The 21165-nt window shown below is 56.9% G+C and carries 19 protein-coding genes and 1 tRNA gene; 14 read left to right on the top strand and 6 right to left on the bottom strand.

Annotated features, from left to right (window positions below):
* The first annotated feature begins 12 nt into the window (after nucleotides 1–12).
* Nucleotides 13–1074 (top strand): DNA polymerase IV, encoded by a 1062-nt coding sequence (gene dinB / locus BHU62_RS03285; protein ID WP_073529148.1) that lies wholly within the window; start codon nucleotides 13–15, stop codon nucleotides 1072–1074.
* 41 nt (nucleotides 1075–1115) lie between these two features.
* On the opposite strand, the gene pepD is transcribed toward dinB, so the two are convergent.
* Nucleotides 1116–2576 (bottom strand): beta-Ala-His dipeptidase, encoded by a 1461-nt coding sequence (pepD, locus tag BHU62_RS03290; RefSeq protein WP_073529149.1) that lies wholly within the window; start codon nucleotides 2574–2576, stop codon nucleotides 1116–1118.
* Nucleotides 2577–2913: 337 nt separating this feature from the next.
* Between pepD and gpt the strand changes: the two genes are divergently transcribed.
* From gpt to BHU62_RS03355, 12 genes are all read left to right on the top strand, one after another.
* Complete coding sequence (gene gpt / locus BHU62_RS03295; RefSeq protein ID WP_073529150.1) at nucleotides 2914–3372, top strand: xanthine phosphoribosyltransferase; 459 nt, start codon at nucleotides 2914–2916, stop codon at nucleotides 3370–3372.
* Nucleotides 3373–3513: 141 nt separating this feature from the next.
* On the top strand, nucleotides 3514–4761 hold the full coding sequence (gene frsA / locus BHU62_RS03300) for an esterase FrsA (protein ID WP_073529151.1): 1248 nt from the start codon (nucleotides 3514–3516) through the stop codon (nucleotides 4759–4761).
* 60 nt (nucleotides 4762–4821) lie between these two features.
* Entirely contained in the window at nucleotides 4822–5223 is a 402-nt protein-coding gene (crl, locus tag BHU62_RS03305; protein WP_073529152.1) for a sigma factor-binding protein Crl, read from the top strand.
* A 116-nt stretch (nucleotides 5224–5339) separates the two neighbouring features.
* Nucleotides 5340–6443, top strand: a complete 1104-nt coding sequence (proB, locus tag BHU62_RS03310) for a glutamate 5-kinase (RefSeq protein ID WP_033634090.1) — start codon at nucleotides 5340–5342, stop codon at nucleotides 6441–6443.
* Nucleotides 6444–6452: 9 nt separating this feature from the next.
* Complete coding sequence (gene proA / locus BHU62_RS03315; RefSeq protein WP_015376739.1) at nucleotides 6453–7706, top strand: glutamate-5-semialdehyde dehydrogenase; 1254 nt, start codon at nucleotides 6453–6455, stop codon at nucleotides 7704–7706.
* Nucleotides 7707–7897: 191 nt separating this feature from the next.
* A tRNA-Thr gene (locus tag BHU62_RS03320) sits at nucleotides 7898–7973 on the top strand.
* A 734-nt stretch (nucleotides 7974–8707) separates the two neighbouring features.
* Nucleotides 8708–9223, top strand: a complete 516-nt coding sequence (locus tag BHU62_RS03330) for a DUF2975 domain-containing protein (RefSeq protein WP_073529153.1) — start codon at nucleotides 8708–8710, stop codon at nucleotides 9221–9223.
* Nucleotides 9224–9225: 2 nt separating this feature from the next.
* Complete coding sequence (locus BHU62_RS03335; RefSeq protein WP_073529154.1) at nucleotides 9226–9429, top strand: helix-turn-helix domain-containing protein; 204 nt, start codon at nucleotides 9226–9228, stop codon at nucleotides 9427–9429.
* An 849-nt stretch (nucleotides 9430–10278) separates the two neighbouring features.
* The gene (locus BHU62_RS03340) at nucleotides 10279–10686 is read left to right on the top strand and encodes a LuxR C-terminal-related transcriptional regulator (RefSeq protein ID WP_139282245.1); all 408 of its coding nucleotides are present in this window, start codon (nucleotides 10279–10281) and stop codon (nucleotides 10684–10686) included.
* A gap of 491 nt (nucleotides 10687–11177) precedes the next feature.
* The gene (locus tag BHU62_RS03345) at nucleotides 11178–12386 is read left to right on the top strand and encodes a ribokinase (RefSeq protein ID WP_073529156.1); all 1209 of its coding nucleotides are present in this window, start codon (nucleotides 11178–11180) and stop codon (nucleotides 12384–12386) included.
* Nucleotides 12387–12396: 10 nt separating this feature from the next.
* Nucleotides 12397–13287 carry a nucleoside hydrolase gene (locus tag BHU62_RS03350; protein ID WP_073529157.1) on the top strand — a complete coding sequence of 297 codons (891 nt, stop codon included), beginning with the start codon at nucleotides 12397–12399 and terminating at the stop codon, nucleotides 13285–13287.
* 385 nt (nucleotides 13288–13672) lie between these two features.
* Nucleotides 13673–13891, top strand: coding sequence for a TM2 domain-containing protein (locus BHU62_RS03355; protein ID WP_073529158.1), 219 nt, complete (start codon nucleotides 13673–13675; stop codon nucleotides 13889–13891).
* 51 nt (nucleotides 13892–13942) lie between these two features.
* Here BHU62_RS03355 and BHU62_RS03360 read toward each other — a convergent pair whose 3' ends face one another.
* The gene (locus BHU62_RS03360) at nucleotides 13943–14476 is read right to left on the bottom strand and encodes a hypothetical protein (protein WP_073529159.1); all 534 of its coding nucleotides are present in this window, start codon (nucleotides 14474–14476) and stop codon (nucleotides 13943–13945) included.
* Between the two features lie 513 nt (nucleotides 14477–14989).
* On the opposite strand from BHU62_RS03360, the gene BHU62_RS03365 reads away from it, so the two are divergent.
* Nucleotides 14990–16087 (top strand): hypothetical protein, encoded by a 1098-nt coding sequence (locus BHU62_RS03365; protein WP_073529340.1) that lies wholly within the window; start codon nucleotides 14990–14992, stop codon nucleotides 16085–16087.
* Between the two features lie 124 nt (nucleotides 16088–16211).
* On the opposite strand, the gene BHU62_RS03370 is transcribed toward BHU62_RS03365, so the two are convergent.
* The 4 genes from BHU62_RS03370 to BHU62_RS03385 form a co-directional block, all read right to left on the bottom strand.
* Nucleotides 16212–17393, bottom strand: coding sequence for a hypothetical protein (locus tag BHU62_RS03370; RefSeq protein ID WP_236720621.1), 1182 nt, complete (start codon nucleotides 17391–17393; stop codon nucleotides 16212–16214).
* Nucleotides 17390–18673, bottom strand: coding sequence for a hypothetical protein (locus BHU62_RS03375; protein WP_073529161.1), 1284 nt, complete (start codon nucleotides 18671–18673; stop codon nucleotides 17390–17392). Before BHU62_RS03375 ends, BHU62_RS03370 begins: the two co-directional genes overlap by 4 nt.
* A gap of 53 nt (nucleotides 18674–18726) precedes the next feature.
* Entirely contained in the window at nucleotides 18727–19251 is a 525-nt protein-coding gene (gene cybB / locus BHU62_RS03380; RefSeq protein ID WP_073529341.1) for a cytochrome b561, read from the bottom strand.
* Between the two features lie 294 nt (nucleotides 19252–19545).
* On the bottom strand, nucleotides 19546–21147 hold the full coding sequence (locus tag BHU62_RS03385; protein WP_078062004.1) for an ABC transporter substrate-binding protein: 1602 nt from the start codon (nucleotides 21145–21147) through the stop codon (nucleotides 19546–19548).
* Nucleotides 21148–21165: the final 18 nt, after the last annotated feature.

Raw genomic sequence — 21165 nt, forward strand, 5'->3', positions numbered from 1 at the left:
CTGGAGGGTGCGATGCGTAAAATCATTCATGTCGATATGGACTGCTTCTTCGCGGCGGTGGAAATGCGCGACGATCCCAGCCTGCGCGATATCCCGCTGGCGATTGGCGGCAGCGCCGATCGGCGCGGGGTGATCAGCACCGCCAACTACCCGGCGCGGCGCTACGGCGTGCACAGCGCCATGTCCACGGCGATGGCGCTCAAGCTGTGCCCGCATCTCACCCTGTTGCCGGGGCGCATGGCGGCCTACAAAGAGGCCTCGCTGCATATCCGTGAAATCTTCGCCCGCTATACCCCGCTGATTGAGCCGTTATCGCTCGATGAAGCCTATCTCGACGTGACCGACAGCCTGCAATGCAACGGCTCGGCGACGCTGATCGCCCAGGAGATACGCCAGGCGATCGCTGACGAACTGAACCTCACCGCGTCGGCTGGCGTCGCGCCGATCAAGTTTCTCGCCAAAATCGCTTCCGAAATGAACAAGCCGAACGGGCAATACGTGATCACGCCGGCGCAGGTGCCGGCGTTTTTGCAACAGCTGCCGCTCAGTAAGATCCCCGGTGTCGGCAAGGTAACCGCCAAACGGCTGGAGGAGGTGGGGCTCATCACCTGCGCCGACGTGCAGCAATACGATCTGGCGCAGCTGCTTAAGCGCTTCGGCAAGTTCGGCCGGGTGCTGTGGGAGCGGTGCCAGGGCATCGATACGCGTGAAATCTCGGCGGAGCGGCTGCGTAAATCGGTCGGTGTGGAGCGCACGCTGGCGGAAGACATTCATGACTGGGAAGATTGCGAAACGCTGATTATCGACAAACTCTATCCCGAGCTGGAGATGCGGCTACGCAAGGTGAAACCGGATCTGCACATCGCCCGGCAGGGCGTGAAGCTGAAGTTTCAGGATTTTCAGCAAACCACCCAGGAGCACGTGTTCCCGGTGCTGAACCGGCAGGATTTGCTGGAGGTGGCGCGGCAGGCGTGGCGCGAGCGGCGCGAAGGGCGCGGCGTGCGGCTGGTGGGGCTGCACGTGACGCTGCTCGATCCGCAGCTGGAGCGGCAGCTGGCGCTGCCTTGGGAATAAAAAAGCCGGCGGTCGCCGGCTTTTTGCGTTAAGCGCGCAGCTTACGCGCGCTCAGGGATTGCTTTCAGCAGCGAGGTCAGCAGCTTCCAGTACAGACCGACGCTTTCGATATGCACCTGCTCATCCGGCGAGTGCGGGCCGGTGATGGTTGGCCCGATTGACACCATGTCCATGTTTGGATACGGCTTTTTGAACAGGCCGCATTCCAGACCGGCGTGGATCACCATGATGTTTGGCGTCTTGTCGAACAGGTCCTGATACAGCTCGCGCACCAGGTGCATCACCGGCGAGTCGGCGTCCGGCTGCCAGCCCGGGTAGCCGCCCTTCGGCGCCACCTTGGCGCCGGCCAGCTGGCCCAGCGCGGTCAGCATCTCGACCACGTAGTCTTTGCCGCTGTCGATCAGGGAGCGGATCAGGCAGATGATCTCCGCTTCGTTTTCGCTGGTGGTGACCACGCCGACGTTCAGCGAGGTTTCCACCACGCCTTTCACCGCGTCGCTCATGCGGATCACGCCATTCGGCGTGCTGTTCAGCAGCGCCAGGAAACGCTGCTGGCTGTCGGCGCTCAGCGCCTGCGAAGCGCTGGTGGTTGGCTCCAGCAGCACGGTGATGTTCTTCTCTTTGGCGGAGAGTTCGTTCTGCAGCACGGCCAGGAATTCCTGGCTCAGCGCTTTCAGCGCGTCGGCTTTGTCCGCCGGCACCGCGACCACCGCGGAGGCTTCACGCGGGATGGCGTTGCGCAGGGTGCCGCCGTTCAGATCCAACACGCGCAGGTTCAGCGCCGCCGCATGGGCGAACAGGAAGCGCGCCAGCAGTTTGTTGGCGTTGCCCAGACCGACGTGGATCTCGGCGCCGGAGTGGCCGCCTTTCAGGCCCTTGAGGGTCAGTTTCAGGGTTTGGTAACCGGCCGGCACCGCTTCGCGCTGCAGCGGCAGGGTGGTGATAAAGTCGATACCGCCGGCGCAACCCATGTAGATTTCGCCTTCCTCTTCGGAATCGGTATTGATCAGGATGTCCGCCTGCAGCCAGTTTGGCTGCAGCCCGAAGGCACCGTCCATGCCGGCCTCTTCGGTCATGGTCAGCAGCACTTCCAGCGGGCCGTGCTCAACGCTGTCGTCGGCCAGCACCGCCAGGGCGGAGGCCATGCCGATGCCGTTGTCGGCGCCCAGCGTGGTGCCGCGCGCTTTCACCCACTCGCCGGCGATATAAGGCTGGATCGGATCCTTGGCGAAGTCGTGCACGGTGTCGTTATTCTTTTGCGGCACCATGTCCAGGTGCGCCTGCAGCGCGACCGGCTTGCGGTTTTCCATGCCTTTGGTGGCCGGTTTGCGCAGCAGGATATTGCCGACCTGATCGCGCTCGGCGTGCAGGTTCTTCTCTTTGGCCCAGGTGAGGATGTGCTGCGCCAGCGCTTCTTCATGATAAGAAGGGTGCGGGATAGAACAGATCTTGGCGAAAATATCCCACAGCGGCTGTGGCGAAAGCTGAGACAATTCAGACACTATAAGTCTCCTGTGACGGCAGGCTCCGACAGGACGGGCGTGCCGCGCGGTTAAGGTGAGTGGGCATCTGTGCGTCGTGCACGATCCCCAGAGAATATCACTTTATTTCCGGCGGTGCGCGCCCCGTATTGTGCGGTTTAAGCGCTTGATCACACGGCTTCGCTGCGGGAACGTTCGTTTTTTCAGCATCAATCACCGTCGCACCCCTCGACGGAAATCGCGAGGTTTTCCTCGGTACATCTGGAATTCAACGCGGCCAGTCTCTATAATCTCGCGCAACCTTTTTTCCCCTGAACTATAAAGTAAGCCGCTTCACCGCCGGCTGGGACACGATTCTATGAGCGAAAAATACGTTGTTACCTGGGATATGCTGCAAATGCACGCACGCAAGCTGGCGCACCGCCTGCTGCCTGCCGACAAATGGACGGGCATCATTGCCGTAAGCCGCGGCGGTCTGGTGCCGGCGGCCCTGCTGGCGCGCGAACTGGGCATCCGCCACGTGGACACCGTCTGCATTTCCAGCTACGACCATGACAACCAGCGCGAAATGAAAGTGCTCAAGCGCGCCGAAGGCGACGGTGAAGGCTTCATCGTGGTGGACGATCTGGTGGATACCGGCGGCACCGCGAAGGCGATCCGCGATATGTACCCGAAAGCGCATTTCGTCACCATCTTCGCCAAGCCGGCGGGCCGCCCGCTGGTGGACGACTACGTGGTAGATATCCCGCAGGACACCTGGATCGAACAGCCGTGGGATATGGGCGTCAGCTTCATTCCACCTATCGGCGGCCGCTAAGCCCAGCCTGCTCGAAACAAACGCCCGGTTATGCCGGGCGTTTGCGTTATCTTGGTTTATCCCGCCAGAGTTAGGTACACTACCTCCAGTTAAGTAGGCCTTTTGCGGCCTATCGCCAGATTTACGGAGGCTGTTGTTACCATGGCACAGGCCAACCTTTCTGAAATTCTTTTCAAGCCCAAATTCAAACACCCCGAAACTTCGACGCTGGTGCTGCGTGCGCGCAACAAAGTGAGCGCCACCATGCATTCCGCGTTGGAAGGCGACACCACCGGTAGCTGGTACCGCATGCTGAATCCGCTGCTGTGGGCCTGGCGCGGTGTCAGCCCGATCGAAATCCACGAAGTGCTGGCGCGCATCGCCGCCTCGGACGCCGAGCGCAGCAATCCGCAGCGGCTGGATACCGTGGTGGGCTACCGCAACGGCAACTGGATCTACGAGTGGATCCATCAGGGCATGCAGTGGCAGCAGCGGGCGACGGAACAGCAGGATCCGCTGCTCGGTGGCGAATACTGGCTGAAGGCCGCCAGCCTGTACAGCATCGCCGGTTACCCGCACCTGAAGGGCGACGAGCTGGCCGAACAGGCGGAGATGCTGGCCAATCGCGCTTACGAAGAGGCGGCGCTGCTGCTGCCGTATCAATTGAAAGAGCTGGAGTTCCGCATCGAAGGCGGCGGCAGCGTCACCGGCTTCCTGCACATGCCGGAGAAGGGCGAAGCGCCGTTCCCGACGGTGCTGATGTGCGGCAGCCTCGACACGCTGCAGACTGACTATCACCGTCTGTTCCGCGACTACCTGGCGCAGCACGGCATCGCCATGCTGACGCTCGACATGCCGTCGATCGGCTCCTCCTGCAAATGGAAGCTGACGCAGGACTCCAGCTACCTGCACCAGCAGGTGCTGATCCAGCTGGCCTCGGTGCCGTGGGTAGACCATCAGCGGGTGAGTGCCTTCGGCTTCCGCTTCGGCGCCAACGTGGCGGTGCGATTGGCCTATCTGGAGCCGCAGCGGCTGCGCGGCGTGGCCAGCCTGGGGCCGGTGGTGCATCGCCTGCTGTGCGACAGCAGCACCCAGCTGAACGTACCGGACATGTATATGGACGTGCTGGCCAGCCGCATGGGCATGGCCAATGCCTCCGACAACGTGCTGAAAGTGGAACTGAACAGCTATTCGCTGAAAATGCAGGGGCTGCTGGGGCGCCGCTGCCCGACGCCGATGATCTCCGGCTACTGGGAGCGCGATACGCTCAGCCCGAAAGAGGAATCGCAGCTGATCGTCAGCTCCTCGGTGAGCGGCAAGCTGGTCGCCATCCCGCGCACCCCGGTTTACGACAGCTTCCACCGGGCGTTGCTGCAGATGTCCGGCTGGCTGAAGGACAAAATGCGTTAATTAGTTGCTAAATTTTAACAGTTTGTTAAAAAGAGTGGTCTACATTGAGGAGGTTAGAGAATGACGTTACCGAGTGGTCACCCTAAAAGCCGACTAATGAAACGTTTTGCCAGCTTGGGGCCGTACCTGCGTGAAGGGCAATGTGAAAACGACCGTTTTTTCTTTGATTGTTTGGCCGTCTGCGTCAATGTAAAGCCCGCTCCGGAGAAGCGTGAGTTCTGGGGCTGGTGGATGGAGCTGCAGGCGGAAGAGGCGCGCTTCACCTATTCGTACCAATTCGGCCTGTTCGACAAGGAAGGCAACTGGACGGCGCAAAACATTAAGGATGATGAAGTTAACGCCAAGCTGGAAGACACCCTGCGTGATTTCCATCGCCGCCTGGGCGAGCTGCTGGCGACCATGGAGCTGGTGCTGGAACCCGCCGACGATTTCAAAGAAAAACTGATCAAACTCTCCGCCTGACCCCGTTTGACCACGTATTGTGCTGATTTCGCGTTGTGCCTGTTGGCATAACGCGTCTCTCCTGTTACAAAGACCTTTGCACTCTTCTTCTCATCATTACACACGGCAGAAATACTATGAACGGCAGCCAGACATTGGTTGTGAAATTGGGCACCAGCGTGTTGACCGGCGGATCGCTGCGTCTGAACCGCGCCCACATCGTCGAATTGGTGCGCCAGTGCGCGCAGCAACACGCTGCGGGCCACCGCATCGTCATCGTCACCTCCGGCGCCATCGCCGCCGGGCGCGAACACCTGGGCTACCCCGAGCTGCCCGCCACCATCGCCTCCAAGCAGCTGCTGGCGGCGGTAGGGCAGAGCCGGCTGATCCAGCTGTGGGAACAGCTGTTCTCCATTTACGGTATCCACGTCGGGCAGATGCTGCTGACGCGCGCCGATCTGGAAGACCGCGAGCGCTTCCTCAACGCGCGCGACACCATGACGGCGCTGCTGGACAACCGCATCGTGCCGGTAATCAATGAGAACGACGCCGTCGCCACCGCCGAAATCAAGGTGGGCGACAACGATAACCTGTCGGCGCTGGCGGCCATTCTGGCCGGGGCCGACAAACTGCTGCTGCTGACCGATCAGCAGGGCCTCTACACCGCCGATCCGCGCAACAACCCGCAGGCCGAACTGATCCGTGAAGTGCACGGTATCGACGACGCGCTGCGTGCCATCGCCGGCGACAGCGTCTCCGGTCTGGGCACCGGCGGCATGGGTACCAAGCTGCAGGCGGCCGACGTGGCCTGCCGCGCCGGCATCGACGTGGTGATCGCCGCCGGCAGCAAGCCGGGCGTGGTGGCGGACGTGATCGAAGGCAAACCGGTGGGCACCCGTTTCCACGCGCTGGAAACCCCGCTGGAAAACCGCAAGCGCTGGATCTTCGGCGCGCCGCCGGCCGGTGAGATCACTGTCGACGACGGCGCGGTGGAAGCGATGATGGCGCGCGGCAGCTCGCTGCTGCCGAAGGGCATCCGCGAAGTGAAGGGCGACTTCTCGCGCGGCGAAGTGATCCGCATTCGCAACCTGGCGGGGCGCGATCTGGCGCACGGCGTCAGCCGCTACAACAGCGACGCGATGCGCATGATCGCCGGGCACCACTCGCAGGAAATCACCGAAATCCTCGGTTATGAATACGGTCCGGTGGCAGTGCACCGCGACGATATGATTGTCAGTTAAGGAGTGAGCATGCTGGAGCAGATGGGGAAGGCCGCCAAGCAGGCCTCCTGGCAGCTGGCGGTGCTGAGCACGGCGAAAAAGAATCAGGTGCTGTCGGTCATGGCCGACAGGCTGGAAGCCAACAGTGAAGCGATCCTGCTGGCGAACGAACAAGACATGGCGCAGGCGCGCGCCACCGGCATGAGCGAAGCGCTACTCGATCGTCTGCTGCTGACCCCGGCGCGGCTGGCGGCGATCGCCAACGACGTGCGCCAGGTGTGCCGCCTGAACGATCCGGTCGGCCACGTGTTGGACGGCAACCTGCTGGACAGCGGGCTGAAGCTGGAGCGCCGCCGGGTGCCGCTCGGCGTGATCGGCGTAATTTACGAGGCGCGGCCGAACGTCACCATCGACGTCGCCAGCCTGTGCCTGAAAACCGGCAACGCGGTGATCCTGCGCGGCGGTAAAGAGACGCACAACACCAACCAGGCGACGGTGAAAGTGATCCAGCAGGCGCTGGAACAGTGCGGCCTGCCGGCGGCGGCGGTGCAGGCGATCGACAGCCCGGATCGCGCGTTGGTGAATGAACTGCTGCGACTGGATCGCTATGTCGACATGCTGATCCCGCGCGGCGGCGCCGGCCTGCACAAGCTGTGCCGCGAGCAATCGACCATCCCGGTGATCACCGGCGGCATCGGTGTGTGCCACACCTACGTGGATGCCGACGTCGACTTCGACAAGGCGCTGACGGTGATTGAAAACGCCAAGATCCAGCGCCCGAGCGCCTGTAACTCGCTGGAGACGCTGCTGGTGAACCGCAGCATCGCCGCCGAGTTCCTGCCGGCGCTGAGCGCCAAAATGGCGGCGGCGGGCGTGACGCTGCACGCGGCGGAAAACGCGCTGCCGCTGCTGCAGGGCGGCCCGGCGACGGTGGTGCCGGTGAACGCGGAAGATTACGACGATGAATGGCTGTCGCTGGATCTGAACGTGCTGCTGGTGGACGATATCGATCAGGCCATCGATCATATCCGCACCCACGGCACCAACCACTCCGACGCGATCCTCACCCGCTCGCTGAGCAGCGCCGAGCACTTCGTGCGCGCGGTGGACTCCTCGGCGGTGTATGTGAACGCCAGCACCCGCTTCACCGACGGCGGCCAGTTCGGTCTGGGCGCGGAAGTGGCGGTGAGCACCCAGAAATTGCACGCCCGTGGCCCGATGGGCCTGGATGCGCTGACCACCTACAAGTGGATCGGTTACGGCGACGATCTGGTACGCAGCTAAGGCCGTATTGCGGTGCTAAAGACGTCAGGGCGCAGCGTACTGCGCCCTGATTGTTTTTGGGGAAGGTTTGACTGCACAGCCGTGTGGCTGCTTGCAAAACAACCAAACGCCCCGGCGGCTATTGACTCATTTCGTGCACAGGTCTACCTTGTTCAACGCACTTCCGGCTTGCCCCGCAGGCCCGGCTCGATGCCGATATAGCTCAGTTGGTAGAGCAGCGCATTCGTAATGCGAAGGTCGTAGGTTCGACTCCTATTATCGGCACCAATCACTCACATTCTATTGATTTAATTGACATTAATTCCATTCGGAGTGAAATCGCTTTGCCTCTCCTACATGAGGCCCTAAAGCCTATGGCTCAACGTGATAATCTGTATCGCCGTAGCAACGGTATTTAGTTGTCCGTATGCAGTTCCTGCCCGATATCGTCTCTACACGGGACAGCGTGAGGTTCACGCTTCAAAAAAAACAACGACATGAGAAAAGCGCGTGCGATTGCCGCGGGTCTATTGGCTGTCTGGCAGCGATGTCTGGTGAGTATCAAAAATTGGATAGAGAAAAGTGGGTAAGTAGTGCACCTGTTCTGGCTGGCGAAGGTATGCTCCTGAGACCTCAGGATTTATCATCGATAGTGCTATTAACATCGGGAGCTGTTGTGGATCCCATAATCAGTGTGTCGGCAGATCTCTAACAGCGAATGGGGCCGTTTTACCGGGATACTTACCCGCCCAACTGATACCTGCTAGCAGTGGCATTATCAGTACGCCACTTTCAGCTTATGATTCAACATGATTAGGCGCTCAAGGCTAAACGTGCCATTTTGACGAACGATTCAAATGGGGTCTTTGCAACCCAACCTGCGACATGTCGGTCGCGCCTCACTTGGAGGGGGGCAATTTGGCACCAAGATATAATTATTGTTTTTCGATAATTCAACTTGACGAATTACTGTAAAACAATAATTATGACGTTATGAAATCAGTAATCCAGGGGAAGCGCACATGAGAGTCATTTCACACTCGCACAAAGTACAGATTCGGTTGTGCCGAGGCATGGAGATCATGCTGTTGTTTTTAATGGGCACGCTCCCGGTTGTATGTGGTTATTTGCTGTTTTGGCCAGCGAGTGACGGCCAGTCTTTTTCTTTTGATACGGAGATAGAATGGACATCTGGGGATAATATCACTTTTATTGTTGATAACCTGGTCACTTTTCTTGTGTTACTGCAAATGTTTATCTTCTCTAAAGGTATACGCAATGGTGAGCTGTTTACTAAAAAACGAATTAGAAATGTAAGAAATATAGGCTTAATCCTTGTGCTTGGGTATTGCTTTACTCTTTTTATTCGCATATTTTTTGACTCCTCGCTTGATGAGTGGAACACCGACTATGTATCCGTAGCCAGCTCGGAGCTATATAGCTTGCAACAACTACTGCTGGGATGGGGAGTGCTTTCTCTGAGCTATATCTTTGAGAAGGGAAAGGAACTGGAAGAGGAAAGAGAGTTGGTGATTTAACTATGCCGATTATTGTCACACTGGATACCATTCTTAAAGACAGGAAAATGAAATCGAAAGAGTTGGCTGAGTTAATTGGTATTACGGAAGCTAACCTATCCATACTGAACAGCGGGAAAGCGAAAGCCGTCCGGTTCAGTACGTTGGATGCCATCTGTAAGGTATTGGAATGTCAACCTGGTGATATTATAAAATACATAGAGTAATTAGGTCAGTTGACGCTCTATAATCGGCCGCCTTTGCGCTAATTTTGGTGCTACATCGAACATAAAAATTGATGTTGTACTCTTGGCGGCGGATTATAGGATTAGCAGACGCAGCGCTCTATCCTGGAAAAATACTACTAACATGCCGTTGGCGTCATGGTGGTCGGTAGCCCTATCGTTTGCTTGACTGGCAGAGATTTTATTTTTACGAAATTATGGGTTGCCAATGTCGTCAGCCATGTAAGGATAGCCAGCATAAAATAATTATCAGCAGTGTGATATGTTCTCGGTATTTGTTTTTTAATGAATTTCAATGTCAGAGATTATCTCTCTGCTGTGCATTCTCTCGCTGAAAATTCCTCAGGGAGTTCCACGGTTTCGCTATTTATTTTTCCGTTATCGTCAGGCCTCTATTGAGGGAGCGTATTTCTCTCGGAGGTTATAGCATTAATTTTGAACGTGCTGTATCGCTGCTGGGGGCGAAACAGCGATATCGAATAATGTTGGGAGGTTTAAATGGGCGTGAATCACTCAGTTGTGCAGGCTCTTGGTGGAAGGGGGACGATACGGCGTGGTGGCTGGAGGCTAAGTGGTGGTGATGTGCCCCCTGACGCTCGCTGGCAGATCACGGTAGTTGACGCGTGCAGCTATGGGCGTGCAGGAATGAAGGCGGCTTTGCAAAGCGACCCCTGCGTGGCGCGAGTTGTCGCGAGAGAGGCGCTGGCGGAGATGTTATCGATGCTGGCGGTTTGTCCAGGGGCTGCAACGTCGCCATCGGGTCTGGTATTGCGATTACCTATGCGGGCACAGGAGGCATTGTCTGTGTTGCTGCAATTGAGGGAGCTGCACATGGCACGTTATACGCGTGTGGTGGTGCTGTCGAACGTAGCGCCTGATATTGTTCGTCGGGTGTTGGCGCATCTCGGCGTGAACGGCGCGGCGCGGGTAGTGGATGCGAGATGCCCGTTGCCTGTGCTGTGCCGGACCGCTATATCGACAATGGGGGAGATAGACGGCTCTGATGAGGCTTTTTATTGCGAACCGCATAACTTGCTGTCTCACCGGGAACGCTACGTGCTGGGTAAGACGTTGCGTGAGATATCCATCTATAACCAGGCTCGCCAGGCGCAGCTCAGCGCCAAAACCATTTATACGCATCGTGCCCGTGCATTATTGAAACTGGGTGCTCCGGATGTCTTGACCTTGTTGCGTCAGTTTACGCCGGTGGCCTATAGACGTGATGGATTGCGGTATTAAGAGGATTTCGCTATGCCAAGGCTGAATGGCGGGGAGCAAAAAAGCCACCGTCAAAATGAGGTCGAGAGCGTCAGGTGTTCAGCATGCCATAAACCTACAGGTCAAAGGTGGTTGTTCAGCCGCCGACGGGTATGGATAGCTATTATCTTGTTCTGTTCGTTCTTTTGGGGTACGGCGTTAGCGTTAATACTTTGGATGAGTTAGGGCGTGTTATTAAGAGGGGGGAATGCTGAGGCGGTCAGTGCCAGCCGGTCAAGAAATCTCAGGTTTGAGTGGCAGTCTTACATACAGACTAATGTGTTTCCCAGTATGAGTTGACCACTGCACTTACTCATCCTGCCCATCACTGTAACCGAAAGCCGGTGAAAAGAAGATGCTATCGAAAATAAAGCAGAGAACGACAATTCGGACATTTTTCTGTCCGAATTCCCGAGAAAAATGTGACGAGTGAAAATAAATGACTGGCTAACTTTTCATATAGTGGAGGCTCTATGAAGAAAATGGCAAGGATAGAATACCTAAGAAAAAAGCTTGTCCATGAGAAAGAGCTGAATGTCAGGCGGGAGTCGCTATTTTTAAATGTTTCAGAGCGAACGACGAGGCGCTACATCGATGAAATTTTCTCGCTCGGAATAGGGACTAAGTTTCATGGGGGGATTCGCCTTGGAAATATTGATGCCGGGCTAATTGTCAGTAAAGCGATTGAGGAATCGAGGAGCGTTACGTTGATTGGTGAGAGAGAAGTCGTTTCAATAAAAGGTGAAAAACACGGCCGTTCCCTTTATATATTTGGCTCATTTAATCTTGATGTGGTTACCGAAGTCAGCCGTTTTCCGAAGGTTGGGGAAACGATCACAGCGCTTGCCACCACCTTCTTTCCAGGCGGTAAAGGGGCAAATCAGGCGACAGCAGCAGCACAGTTGAATGATAATGTTCATTTATTCGTCAAAGTAGGAAAGGATACTTTTGGGGATAATGCAGAGAAATACTTTTCGGCATCTCGCCTGGGCTCCGTCGCGCTTGTGAGAGATGAAAAAAACAACACCGGCAATGCGCTGGTGACGGTGGAAGAGAAAACGGGAAACAACACTATCGTTATTGATTTGGGCGCGAATGCAAATGTTACCCGTGATGAAATCATCAATGATTATGCCCATCTCATCCAGGCAAATGTCTGTCTTTTGCAACTGGAAAATAACATCGACGCCACCCGATGTGTCATCGAACTGGCTAAAGAAGCGGGTTGCTACGTCATTCTTAATCCTGCGCCATATTCAGATGACATTCACTCTCACCTTCATCTTGTGGATCTTCTGACACCAAACGAAAGCGAGGCTGAATTACTTACCGGGGTTAAAGTTACCGACATTGCCTCTGCCGAAGATGCTATCAAAATTATTCACGAAAAAGGTGTGAAAGAGGTGATTATCACGTTGGGGAGCAAAGGCTGCATTTATTACAATGGTGAGATTCTCAAACACTACAAAGCATTACGGGCCACTGTGGTGGATACCAGCGGAGCCGGCGACGCCTTTAATGGTTCTCTCGCGGCATCTCTTGTCGACGGTCTTAATATCGATAATTCAATTAAGCTGGCTGTAGCATTTTCATCTCTGGCAGTGGAGAAGCATGGCGCATCATCAATGCCTTCAAGAACGACTGTTTTAGAAAGACTTAAAAGCGGTATATATATTGAGTAAAAGGATAACAATGAAATTGCATAATATTATTATTGATACTGACCCGGGCATCGATGATGCACTGGCTATTGGCCTGGCACTGTATTCTCCAAAGATCAATGTAAAATTAATCACCACTGTTCATGGTAACGTTTCTCTCGAAAAAACGACCTATAACGCCTGCGTGTTGAGGGAGTTTTTCAATGTCGACACGCCAATTGCAGTCGGTGAGTCGAAACCGCTTCTGAGAGGGCAGGAAGGTTGTCTGGCACACGGAATCAGCGGAATGGATGGTTATATGTTTAACGCGCCGGAGAAGAAGGTGCTTGCGATTCCCGCAGTGGAAGCCATCAGAGAACTGTTGGTTAACAGCGAGGTTCCCATCAAACTGGTAGCCATGGGGCCGTTGACAAATATTGCCATATTGATCCAGACGTACCCGGAAATTGAAGAAAATATAGATGAACTCGTCATCATGGGGGGCAGCCTTGTCGGTGGTAACATTACTGAGCACGCAGAGTTTAACTTTTGGGCTGATCCCCATGCCGCCAAACTAGTCATGGATTCAGGTATCAGGAAAACGGTTGTCGGACTCGATGTCACCAGTCACGCACTGGTGACAGATAAGGAACTTCTCGCAGGAAAAAATAAAGCCTCTGGCATGTTTAAAAAAATATTCAACTATTATGACGATGGCAATCTGATAGAAGGTGTCTGGATGCATGACTCCTGTACGATAGCACTGCTATGTGAAAAAGATATTTTTACCTTTGAGGATAAAACTGTCGATATTGTCGTTAGCGGTGCTTCTGAAGGTGCCATGATTGAAAAGGAAGACGGGGCGCTTATTTCTTATGCCGTGGCAATTGATTCGGATAAGTTTAAAAGCTGGGTTGTGAGCGTATTGAAACGCTTGCCTTAGTATCACTATCTCGTAATGAATTAATAAATTAAATGAGTGGGGATTTTTACGATATATGATCTGGCAACCGCACTTTTCCGTCAGGGAAATATTGTCATTACCCTCAGTCATCCCAGTGATAATGACCTGGTTCGGTCAGGCGCTTACCGCACCCTATACGCTCGTCTCCTGCAAATCTCCGCCGCAACCACTCCCTCTTATTGTCCCCAGTCCTTGGCCCGCCACCGGTTAAACAACCGTTTAATCATCCGTTGTTATAATTCCCCACGTTGAGTCTTGATGGGTGAATGTTTTCCTCCTCAAGCATTGCGATGCGGCGCTCTGCGGAGCGGCATCCGTTTTTGGGCATGCCGGTGGTTCGGTGAGAAGTGAGGAGAAGTGCACTATGAGCAGAAAAGACAAGCTCGCGGCGGCCCTGCTGGCCATCTTCCTGGGTGGATTGGGCATTCACAAGTTTTACCTGGGCATGAAGTGGTGGGGGCTGTTCTACCTGCTGTTCTGCTGGACGGGGATCCCGGCGATTGTCGGTTTTATCGAAGGCATTTTCTATCTGTTCCAATCGGAAGAGAAATTCAACCAGAAATATAATCCTGGTCTGATTTAATGCGTTTTCTGGCGGCGCCTCCCCTTGCGGGAAGCGCCGCTTTTCATTCCGCTATTGTTTCTTCATCATCATCTTGCCGCGCATTTCTTTGCTCATCATTTTATTCGAGCTGGAGATCACGCAGTTATATTGCTTACCTTGGTTGATGATCATAAAGGTGCTGACCGGATTTTTAAAATCCTTGTCGATGGTGAAGTAAATATACGCCTGTGGCAACGCGGCCGGTTTAAAGGTGCCGAAGGCATACACATCCGCCAGGCCCAGCGCTGAGAGATCGACCGTCAGATCCATCGGTTTCATGGTGTCCGGCGACGGGAACATCGATTTGGCCGACATCATCATTGAACTGGTGTTGACGGTGTATTCACTGTTGACCTTCATGCCGATATACTTCGATTCCGGCATGGAGAGCTCTTTTTTGCAGGCGGCGTCATGCTGCGGCGCCGGGCTGCCGTTTTCCATCACGGCGTGTACGTGTTCCAGCATCACCTCCGCTTTGCCGGTGACGGGTTGCGCATCGGCCGCGTAAGCCGCGCCGCTGAAGGCGGCCACAGAGGTAAGGATAATGCCTGTAACGATTTTCATTGTTGGTCTCCGGAATTCTAATAATGATATTAATTGCGGTGTGTAGCCTATTGGTTTGATAGAACGCAAAGTTACCCGTTCCGTGGAGGTAAATATCCTCGGAATATTGCTGATAAATAGTGTCCCGCCCACGCAGTAGGTGGGATGAGGTTAATTAACGTAAAAGCCTTTCTCTCTTTATTTCAGTGTGTTTACCTGCATATAAATAGTATGTCTAAACATAGTCAATGTTTAGAATATGCACAAATTATTACGATATTTTTCCCCCGTTCACCTTTCGTTTTTTCGCATGATTTTAAATATTTTATTGAGATACAGTAAGTTATCTTTGTAACGCTAAAACTGTTCTGTGAAGCATTATTTATGTGATCTGTACGGTCACAGAAATAATACGGTAACTATTGTCTATCTATTTAACGGCTAATTATTCATGTCACATTGTCTGGCGGGCTTCAACCCATTCCGTCTCCTGCGCTAGAATCAGGCGGTTTTCTAGTGGAAAAGGATATCGCCATGGCCGCCTGGGCCCTTTTGATCGTCGGTTGGTTGTTGATTTGGCAGGGCCACCCGATTGTCGGCGTGCTGTGCATCGCGCTGTTTGCCTTGCTGCAATGGGGGAAATACGCCGCTAAAGGCGCGCAAGAACCCGAAGAGGCCGCAGCGTGGCGCAAGACCGACTGGCGCTCGCAGCCGATTGAGATGGCGCACGCCGGCGACGGCGATCGGCAGATCGGCGGCGTGGGGGAGCTGGGCATGGGCGGCCCCCACTTTTGGACGCTGCTGTTGCGTGACGGGGCGATTGTGCATGGCGCCTGCGCGGCGCCGCAGGACGTGGACGGCGGCAAGCTGCGCCTGATCCCGACCCGCAGCCGCCAGGGGGAAGGGCTGACGGTGTACGAGCCCGCCGCCAGGATGATGTATGCGCTGCCTGCGCTGGCCGATCTCGAGCAGGAAGCCTTGGCCGCCGGTACCGGTGAGGCGCTGGCGCGGCTGAGGGCGAGGTGCCGGCAAGCGAACGCCACGCCGTTGCATCAGGTGCGCGGCCTGTGGGTGCCACGGTGGGTAGAGGATCCGGCGGATCGTCTGGAGATCGCCTTGCCCAGCGGCCGCCTGTTGGCGGCGTTTTCCACGTTGCCGCTGGATCTGCGCCATGCGGACGATCCTGCCGCGCTGTTGCACGCGCCGCCTTACGCGCTGTTGCTGGATAACATGCCGACCGACCTATTGGTTCGCGATCTTGAACGCGTGGCGGAGTCCCCGGCGGGTGACGGTTTCAGCGTCGGCGGTTGCCAGTTCCACGGCGAGCACATCGTCGATGGTCTATATCATCTGCATTTTGCCGGCGAGTGGTTCAGCATGCTCTCTTACGCACACAAACCGGTGGGCGGCAGCGGTTCGGACGATACTTTTTTCGTTGAACGAGTAGAGCCGCAAGACGGCGGCGTGTTCGTGATTGAATGGGATGCCTACAGCGTGGGGTCGGACGGGCGAGAGCCGCGCGTGCCGGCCCCACCGGTCTTGACTATCGCGGTGAGCTGGCAGGAGGCGCCGCTGCAGCTGCGCACGGCCAATAATCGCGTGACCGTGCGCCTGCCCAACGCCACGGCGTAATGCTTAAGGCAGTACCCTCATCTCGCCGTTCTGAAAGGGTAGCCCGGCCTGCCAATTCTCCCACTGCACGGCCGGCTACAGCACCAGCAGGCCATAACCTAACAGCATGGCGAGTTCCTCTGGCTCACGGCGTGGTGGCGCGGTAGCGAACGAAGTAGGGCAGAGCCGTTGCCGGGGTGTCCCCGGCGCTGTCATAGTGGCTCTCCGGTTCGATCACTGTCTGGCGTGCGTCGTCCAGCCCTTTGTACACGTAGTCCAGCGGTTGCCGGTAGCGCACCTCGGACGAGCGCAGATCGAAAATCAGCGAGAGATGGCCGTCGCCGTTATCCGTTTGGGCGACCAGCGCTTTGTTGCCCGCCCACAGCCGATACAGCGACTTGTAGCCGGTCTCCAGCATCACCTTCAATTGCCCGTCGGATTGATAGCGCAGGATCTGATACCGCCCTCTGTCCAACGACTGGGCGATCAGGTAGATAGCGCCATCTGGGGTTTGCGCGCTCTCCTTCACGCGCATCGGCAGCCAGGTTAAAGCCGTCACCTCGCCGGTTTTGCCGTTAACGGCGATGTGCAAGGCGCCGGAGCCGGCGACCGGATTCATCCATAACAGCACGCGATCGCCATCAACGGCGGTGAAAATCTCGGGCATCGGCGCACGCGCGGTGGCGTAAGCGAGCGTTGAGGCGTCTCCTTCTTCGCGATCCAGCCCTAACAGCTGTCGTTCTTCCAGCAGCGTCGGCAGATCCAGCGTCTGTTGCCAATGGGCGCCAAAATCCGGGCTGTAGAAGATGCCGTCGGTACTGACGAAATACAATTCGTCACCGGCACGCAGCGCCGCCAGTTTGCCGCTGATCAGCGAAGGGCGGCTGCCGCTGTCGGCCGCTTGCCAGGGTAGCAGCTTACCGACGGTTCCCTGCTGCAGATCGATCAGCCGCCGCCCTTCGGCGAGAAACAGCACGCAGCGCTGGCCGCTGCAGACCGCATCGTGCACGGATTCATCCAGGCGACCCAGCATCTGCAGACCCTGCGGGCCGGCGAACAGCAGCTGGCTGACATAATCGGCCGACCAGCTGAAAAGGCTGCGGTTGCCGCGCGTCTCGACCCTTTTGTTGGTCACCAGCAGCGCGCCGTCATCGGCCTGATAGTTATTGATGAAGTCATAATCGGCCACGGTCGGCAGCGCTGCGTCACTGCTGTTCCATCGCCACTGTGCATAGCGCTGGTCAGGATTGAGAAAATAGAAACTCAACGCGCTGAAGATAAACAGCAGCAGAATAATCAGCGGCCTTTTATAGAGTGACAGCATCATGATTTCAGCTCCGTCACCCGATCCTGCTGATACAGGCTGCGGCGCAAGTTTCTCAGATATTGATACACCCTGAAGGTGAGGCGTTGGCCGGGAAAGTAGCGGCGGCAGCCCTGCCCGATGGCTTCAATCATCAATGCCAGCCCGCTGACTGACATCAGCAACAAGAACAGCAGCGGCGGCAGTTCACTGCCTATCTGGGCCAAGCTCCAGCGATCCAAATAAAAGCCCTGTTGCTCGAGGTTGTCCCACAGCAGCATACCGAGCATGAAAGCCGTCATGACCGCGCCAAACGTGAAGATCACACGGGCGCACAGCGAGAGTTCTGCTTCGCTGCAGTAGCCGCTGCCGGCGACCAGGTAGGCCTGGCGATCGCGATGGTTGAGGATCCCTTGCACCAGATGCAGGGCCGGCAAGGCGTCATCCTGACGATATAAAATCTGCAGCGGATCGCCTTGGGCGATAAAGAGCGGGTGCCGGCGGCGAAAAACGGGGTGCAGTTTGGTGCTCCACACGTTGACCGAGCGCACGGCCAGTGCATAGTGCTCTCCCTGTAGTTGCAGCCCGTAGGTATCCACGGAATACGTGCGTTGCCGGTACTCTGTTTGATAAAGCTCATAGTGCAGGGCGTCCACCGTGGCGACTTGGCTGGACTCAACGCCGGCGGGAAGAGGCGGTTCAGTCGGTGTCGCGGGCGTCTGCGCCGCATCTGCGCGGACGGCCCGGTATTTAATGCCGGGGATTTTCAGGCTGAGCGAGCCGGGCGGCGTGACGTCTTGCCCCAGCAGCACGCGATCCAGTGCTCTGAGCAGTCGCCTGCGGCCGCGGTGCGCAATCAACAGGATCTCCGAACCGACGAACAGCACCATGCCGACGCCGATAAGGCCGGCGATGATGGCGATAAAGAACAGAACGATGGTCAGCCAGGAATCTTCCCCGTCCATGATGAAAAAGGCCGCCGGGAAGCCGCCGGCCAGCGCTGTGCCCAGCACCAGCAGGACAAAATATTTCAGCTTGTATTTCAGCGTTCTGTCCGGCTCCAGCCGGCCTTTGGTGACGTGCAGCAGCCAGTGCAGCCAATAGCTACCGTCCTGCAGGCGATGGGCACCGATCTTCACCCGATCGCCGGGGGCGAGCGCTGTCAGCAGATTCTCGCTGTCGCTGAAGTCGTCGCGGTAAAAAAAGAATGTCTGGCCGGAGGCGATGATCCTCACCAGGTTGTCGGGCGCCGTCTGTTGGCAGGCGCACTGCTCGACGGTCACATTAAAAAATTGGGTTTGCATGTCATTCCCTGTCAGCGGGCGTGGCCCGAAAATTCATCCCTGGCGCCGGGTAGTCAGCGCTTCTTTATCAAAGGCAGCATGCGCGCCAGCGCATTGTCCTTGACGATGTAGTGGTGGAACAACGCGGCGGCGGCGTGCAGGCCGATCAGCCAGTAGCCGAATGACGCCAGCGTTTTGTGCCAGCCGATAATCATCCGCGCCTGCGGCCGGTCAGCCACGTCGGCGAATGGCATCGACAGGCCGAACAGATACCACTCCTTGCCGCCCAGATAGCGTGAGTACACTCCCAGCACCGGCAACGTCAGCAGCAGCAGGTAGATCAAGGTATGTGCCAGATGCGCCAGGCCGGTTTGCCACGTCGGCGGTTTGGGCACGATGGCGGGAGAGGCGTGGCGCCAGCGCAGGAACAGGCGCGCGATCATCAACGCGAATACCATTACGCCGCAGCTGAAGTGGGTGACGACCAGCACGTACCACGGCGCGCTGCCCGGTTCGGCAAAGCCCCGTAGCTCGATGGCGGCGCAGGTGATGGCCAGCAGGATCGCCACCAGCCAGTGCAGGCGAATTTGCAGCGGCATGTAGGTGTTCTGCACCGGGTTACCTTCTGAGGTTAAAGGGTCAGTGCGCCGATGGTAACGAAATGTTACAGGTGTGGAAAGCGTCTGCGTGCAGTTTAAGCAAAACGCTACGGAATGAGTAACTTATTAAGCTATGAAGTGGGTGGCTTGGGCGACTGGCAGCGTCATGTCCGGCCAGCGAAATAGGCCGTTAACATCCTAAGCTGTGAAGCCGGCATGCAATGAATTAAGAAGCTGGCAACTTAACAAGTGGTGAAGCGGATAGCGCCGCAGCTCTCGCTGCGGCGTCTGGGGTCAGTTTAATTTGGCCTTGGCGAAGTCGCTGCCGTTCACGTCCACCACATAGCCGCTCAGGTTGCTGCGGGTGGCGTAGAACACTTTGCCGGTCGCCAACGGCAGCCACGGCGCCTGCTTGGCGAAGATCACCTGCGCCTGTTGATACAGCTTGGCGCGCGTCTGTGGTTGATTCTCCTGAATCGCCTGCTGGATCAGGCTGTCGTAATCCTTATCGCACCAGCGGGCCACGTTGGCGCCGCTCTTCACGCCGGCGCAGCCGAGCAGAGTGGCGAAGTTATCCGGATCGCCGTTGTCCGACACCCAGCCGTACAGCGCGCTCTGCTGTTCGCCTTTGCGCAGCCCGGCCAGATACTGGCCCCATTCCCAGGTGACGATCTTGGCCTTCACCCCCACCTTCGCCCAGTCGCTCTGGATCATCTCGGCGATGCGCTTCGAGTTCGGGTTGTAAGGGCGCTGTACCGGCATCGACCAGATGTCGGTCTCAAAACCCTGCTCCAGCCCGGCCTGCTTCAGCAGCTCGCGCGCCTTCTGCGGATCGTAGGCGTATTCCGGCAGTTTATCGTTGTAGCCCAGCATGCCCGGCGGCAGCAGCGAGTTGGCCGGGGTGCCGCTGTCTTTGAACACCGCGGCGACGATCGCTTTCTTATCCACCGCATAACTCAGCGCCTGGCGCACCAGCAGGTTATCGAACGGTTTCTTCTGGGTGTTGAACGCCAGATAGCCGACGTTCAGCCCGGTGATGTCGTGCAACTGCAGGTTGCCGTCGGCCTTGATGGCGGCGAACTGTTCCGGCAGCGGCGCGGGGATGATCTGGCATTCGTTGGTTTTCAGCTTGGCCAGCCGCGTTTGCGGATCCGGCGTAATGGAGAAGATCAGGTGCTTGCTGGCCACTTCGCCCTGCCAGTAGTGCGGGTTGGCGATGTAGCGGATCAGCGAATCCTGCTTGTACTGCTGCAGCGCGAACGGCCCGGTGCCGATCGGCCAGTTGTCGACGTATTCCGGCGTGCCCTTTTTCAGCATCGCGTCGGCGTATTCGGCGGACAGGATCGAGGCGAAATCCATCGCCCAGTCGGCGACGAAGGCGGCGTTGGGCTGGCTCAGTGTGAAGCGCACGTGGTGCTCGTCCACCGCCTCCACTTTAGCGATCAGCTTATCCAGCCCCATGTCGGTGAAGTATTCGTAGTTGCCGCCGGAGACCTTGTGATACGGGTTGGCGGGGTCTTTCTGCCGCATCACGGTGAACACCACGTCTTCGGCGTTGAAGTCGCGCGTCGGGGTGAAGTATTTGTTGCTGTTGAACTTCACGCCCTCGCGCAGGGTAAAGGTGTAAGTCTTGCCGTCCGGGCTGACGCTCCACTCGGTGGCCAGCGAAGGGGCGGGCGTTTTATCGCTTTCGCGCAGCGTTACCAGCCGGTTGTACAGCACCTGCGAGGTGGCGATAAAGGTCGGGCCGGAGCTGGAAAGCTGCGGGTTGAACGATTCCGGCGAGGCGACGGTGCAGTACACCAGCGCATCGGAGGCGGCCAGCGCGCCGCCCGCCGACAACAGGCCGACGCCGGCCAGCGCCAGCGCGGCGATCGGGTATTTTGAAAACGTCAAGGCAAGATCCTCTGGTGG

Source organism: Serratia marcescens, from assembly GCF_001902635.1.
GTDB lineage: Bacteria > Pseudomonadota > Gammaproteobacteria > Enterobacterales > Enterobacteriaceae > Serratia > Serratia marcescens_F.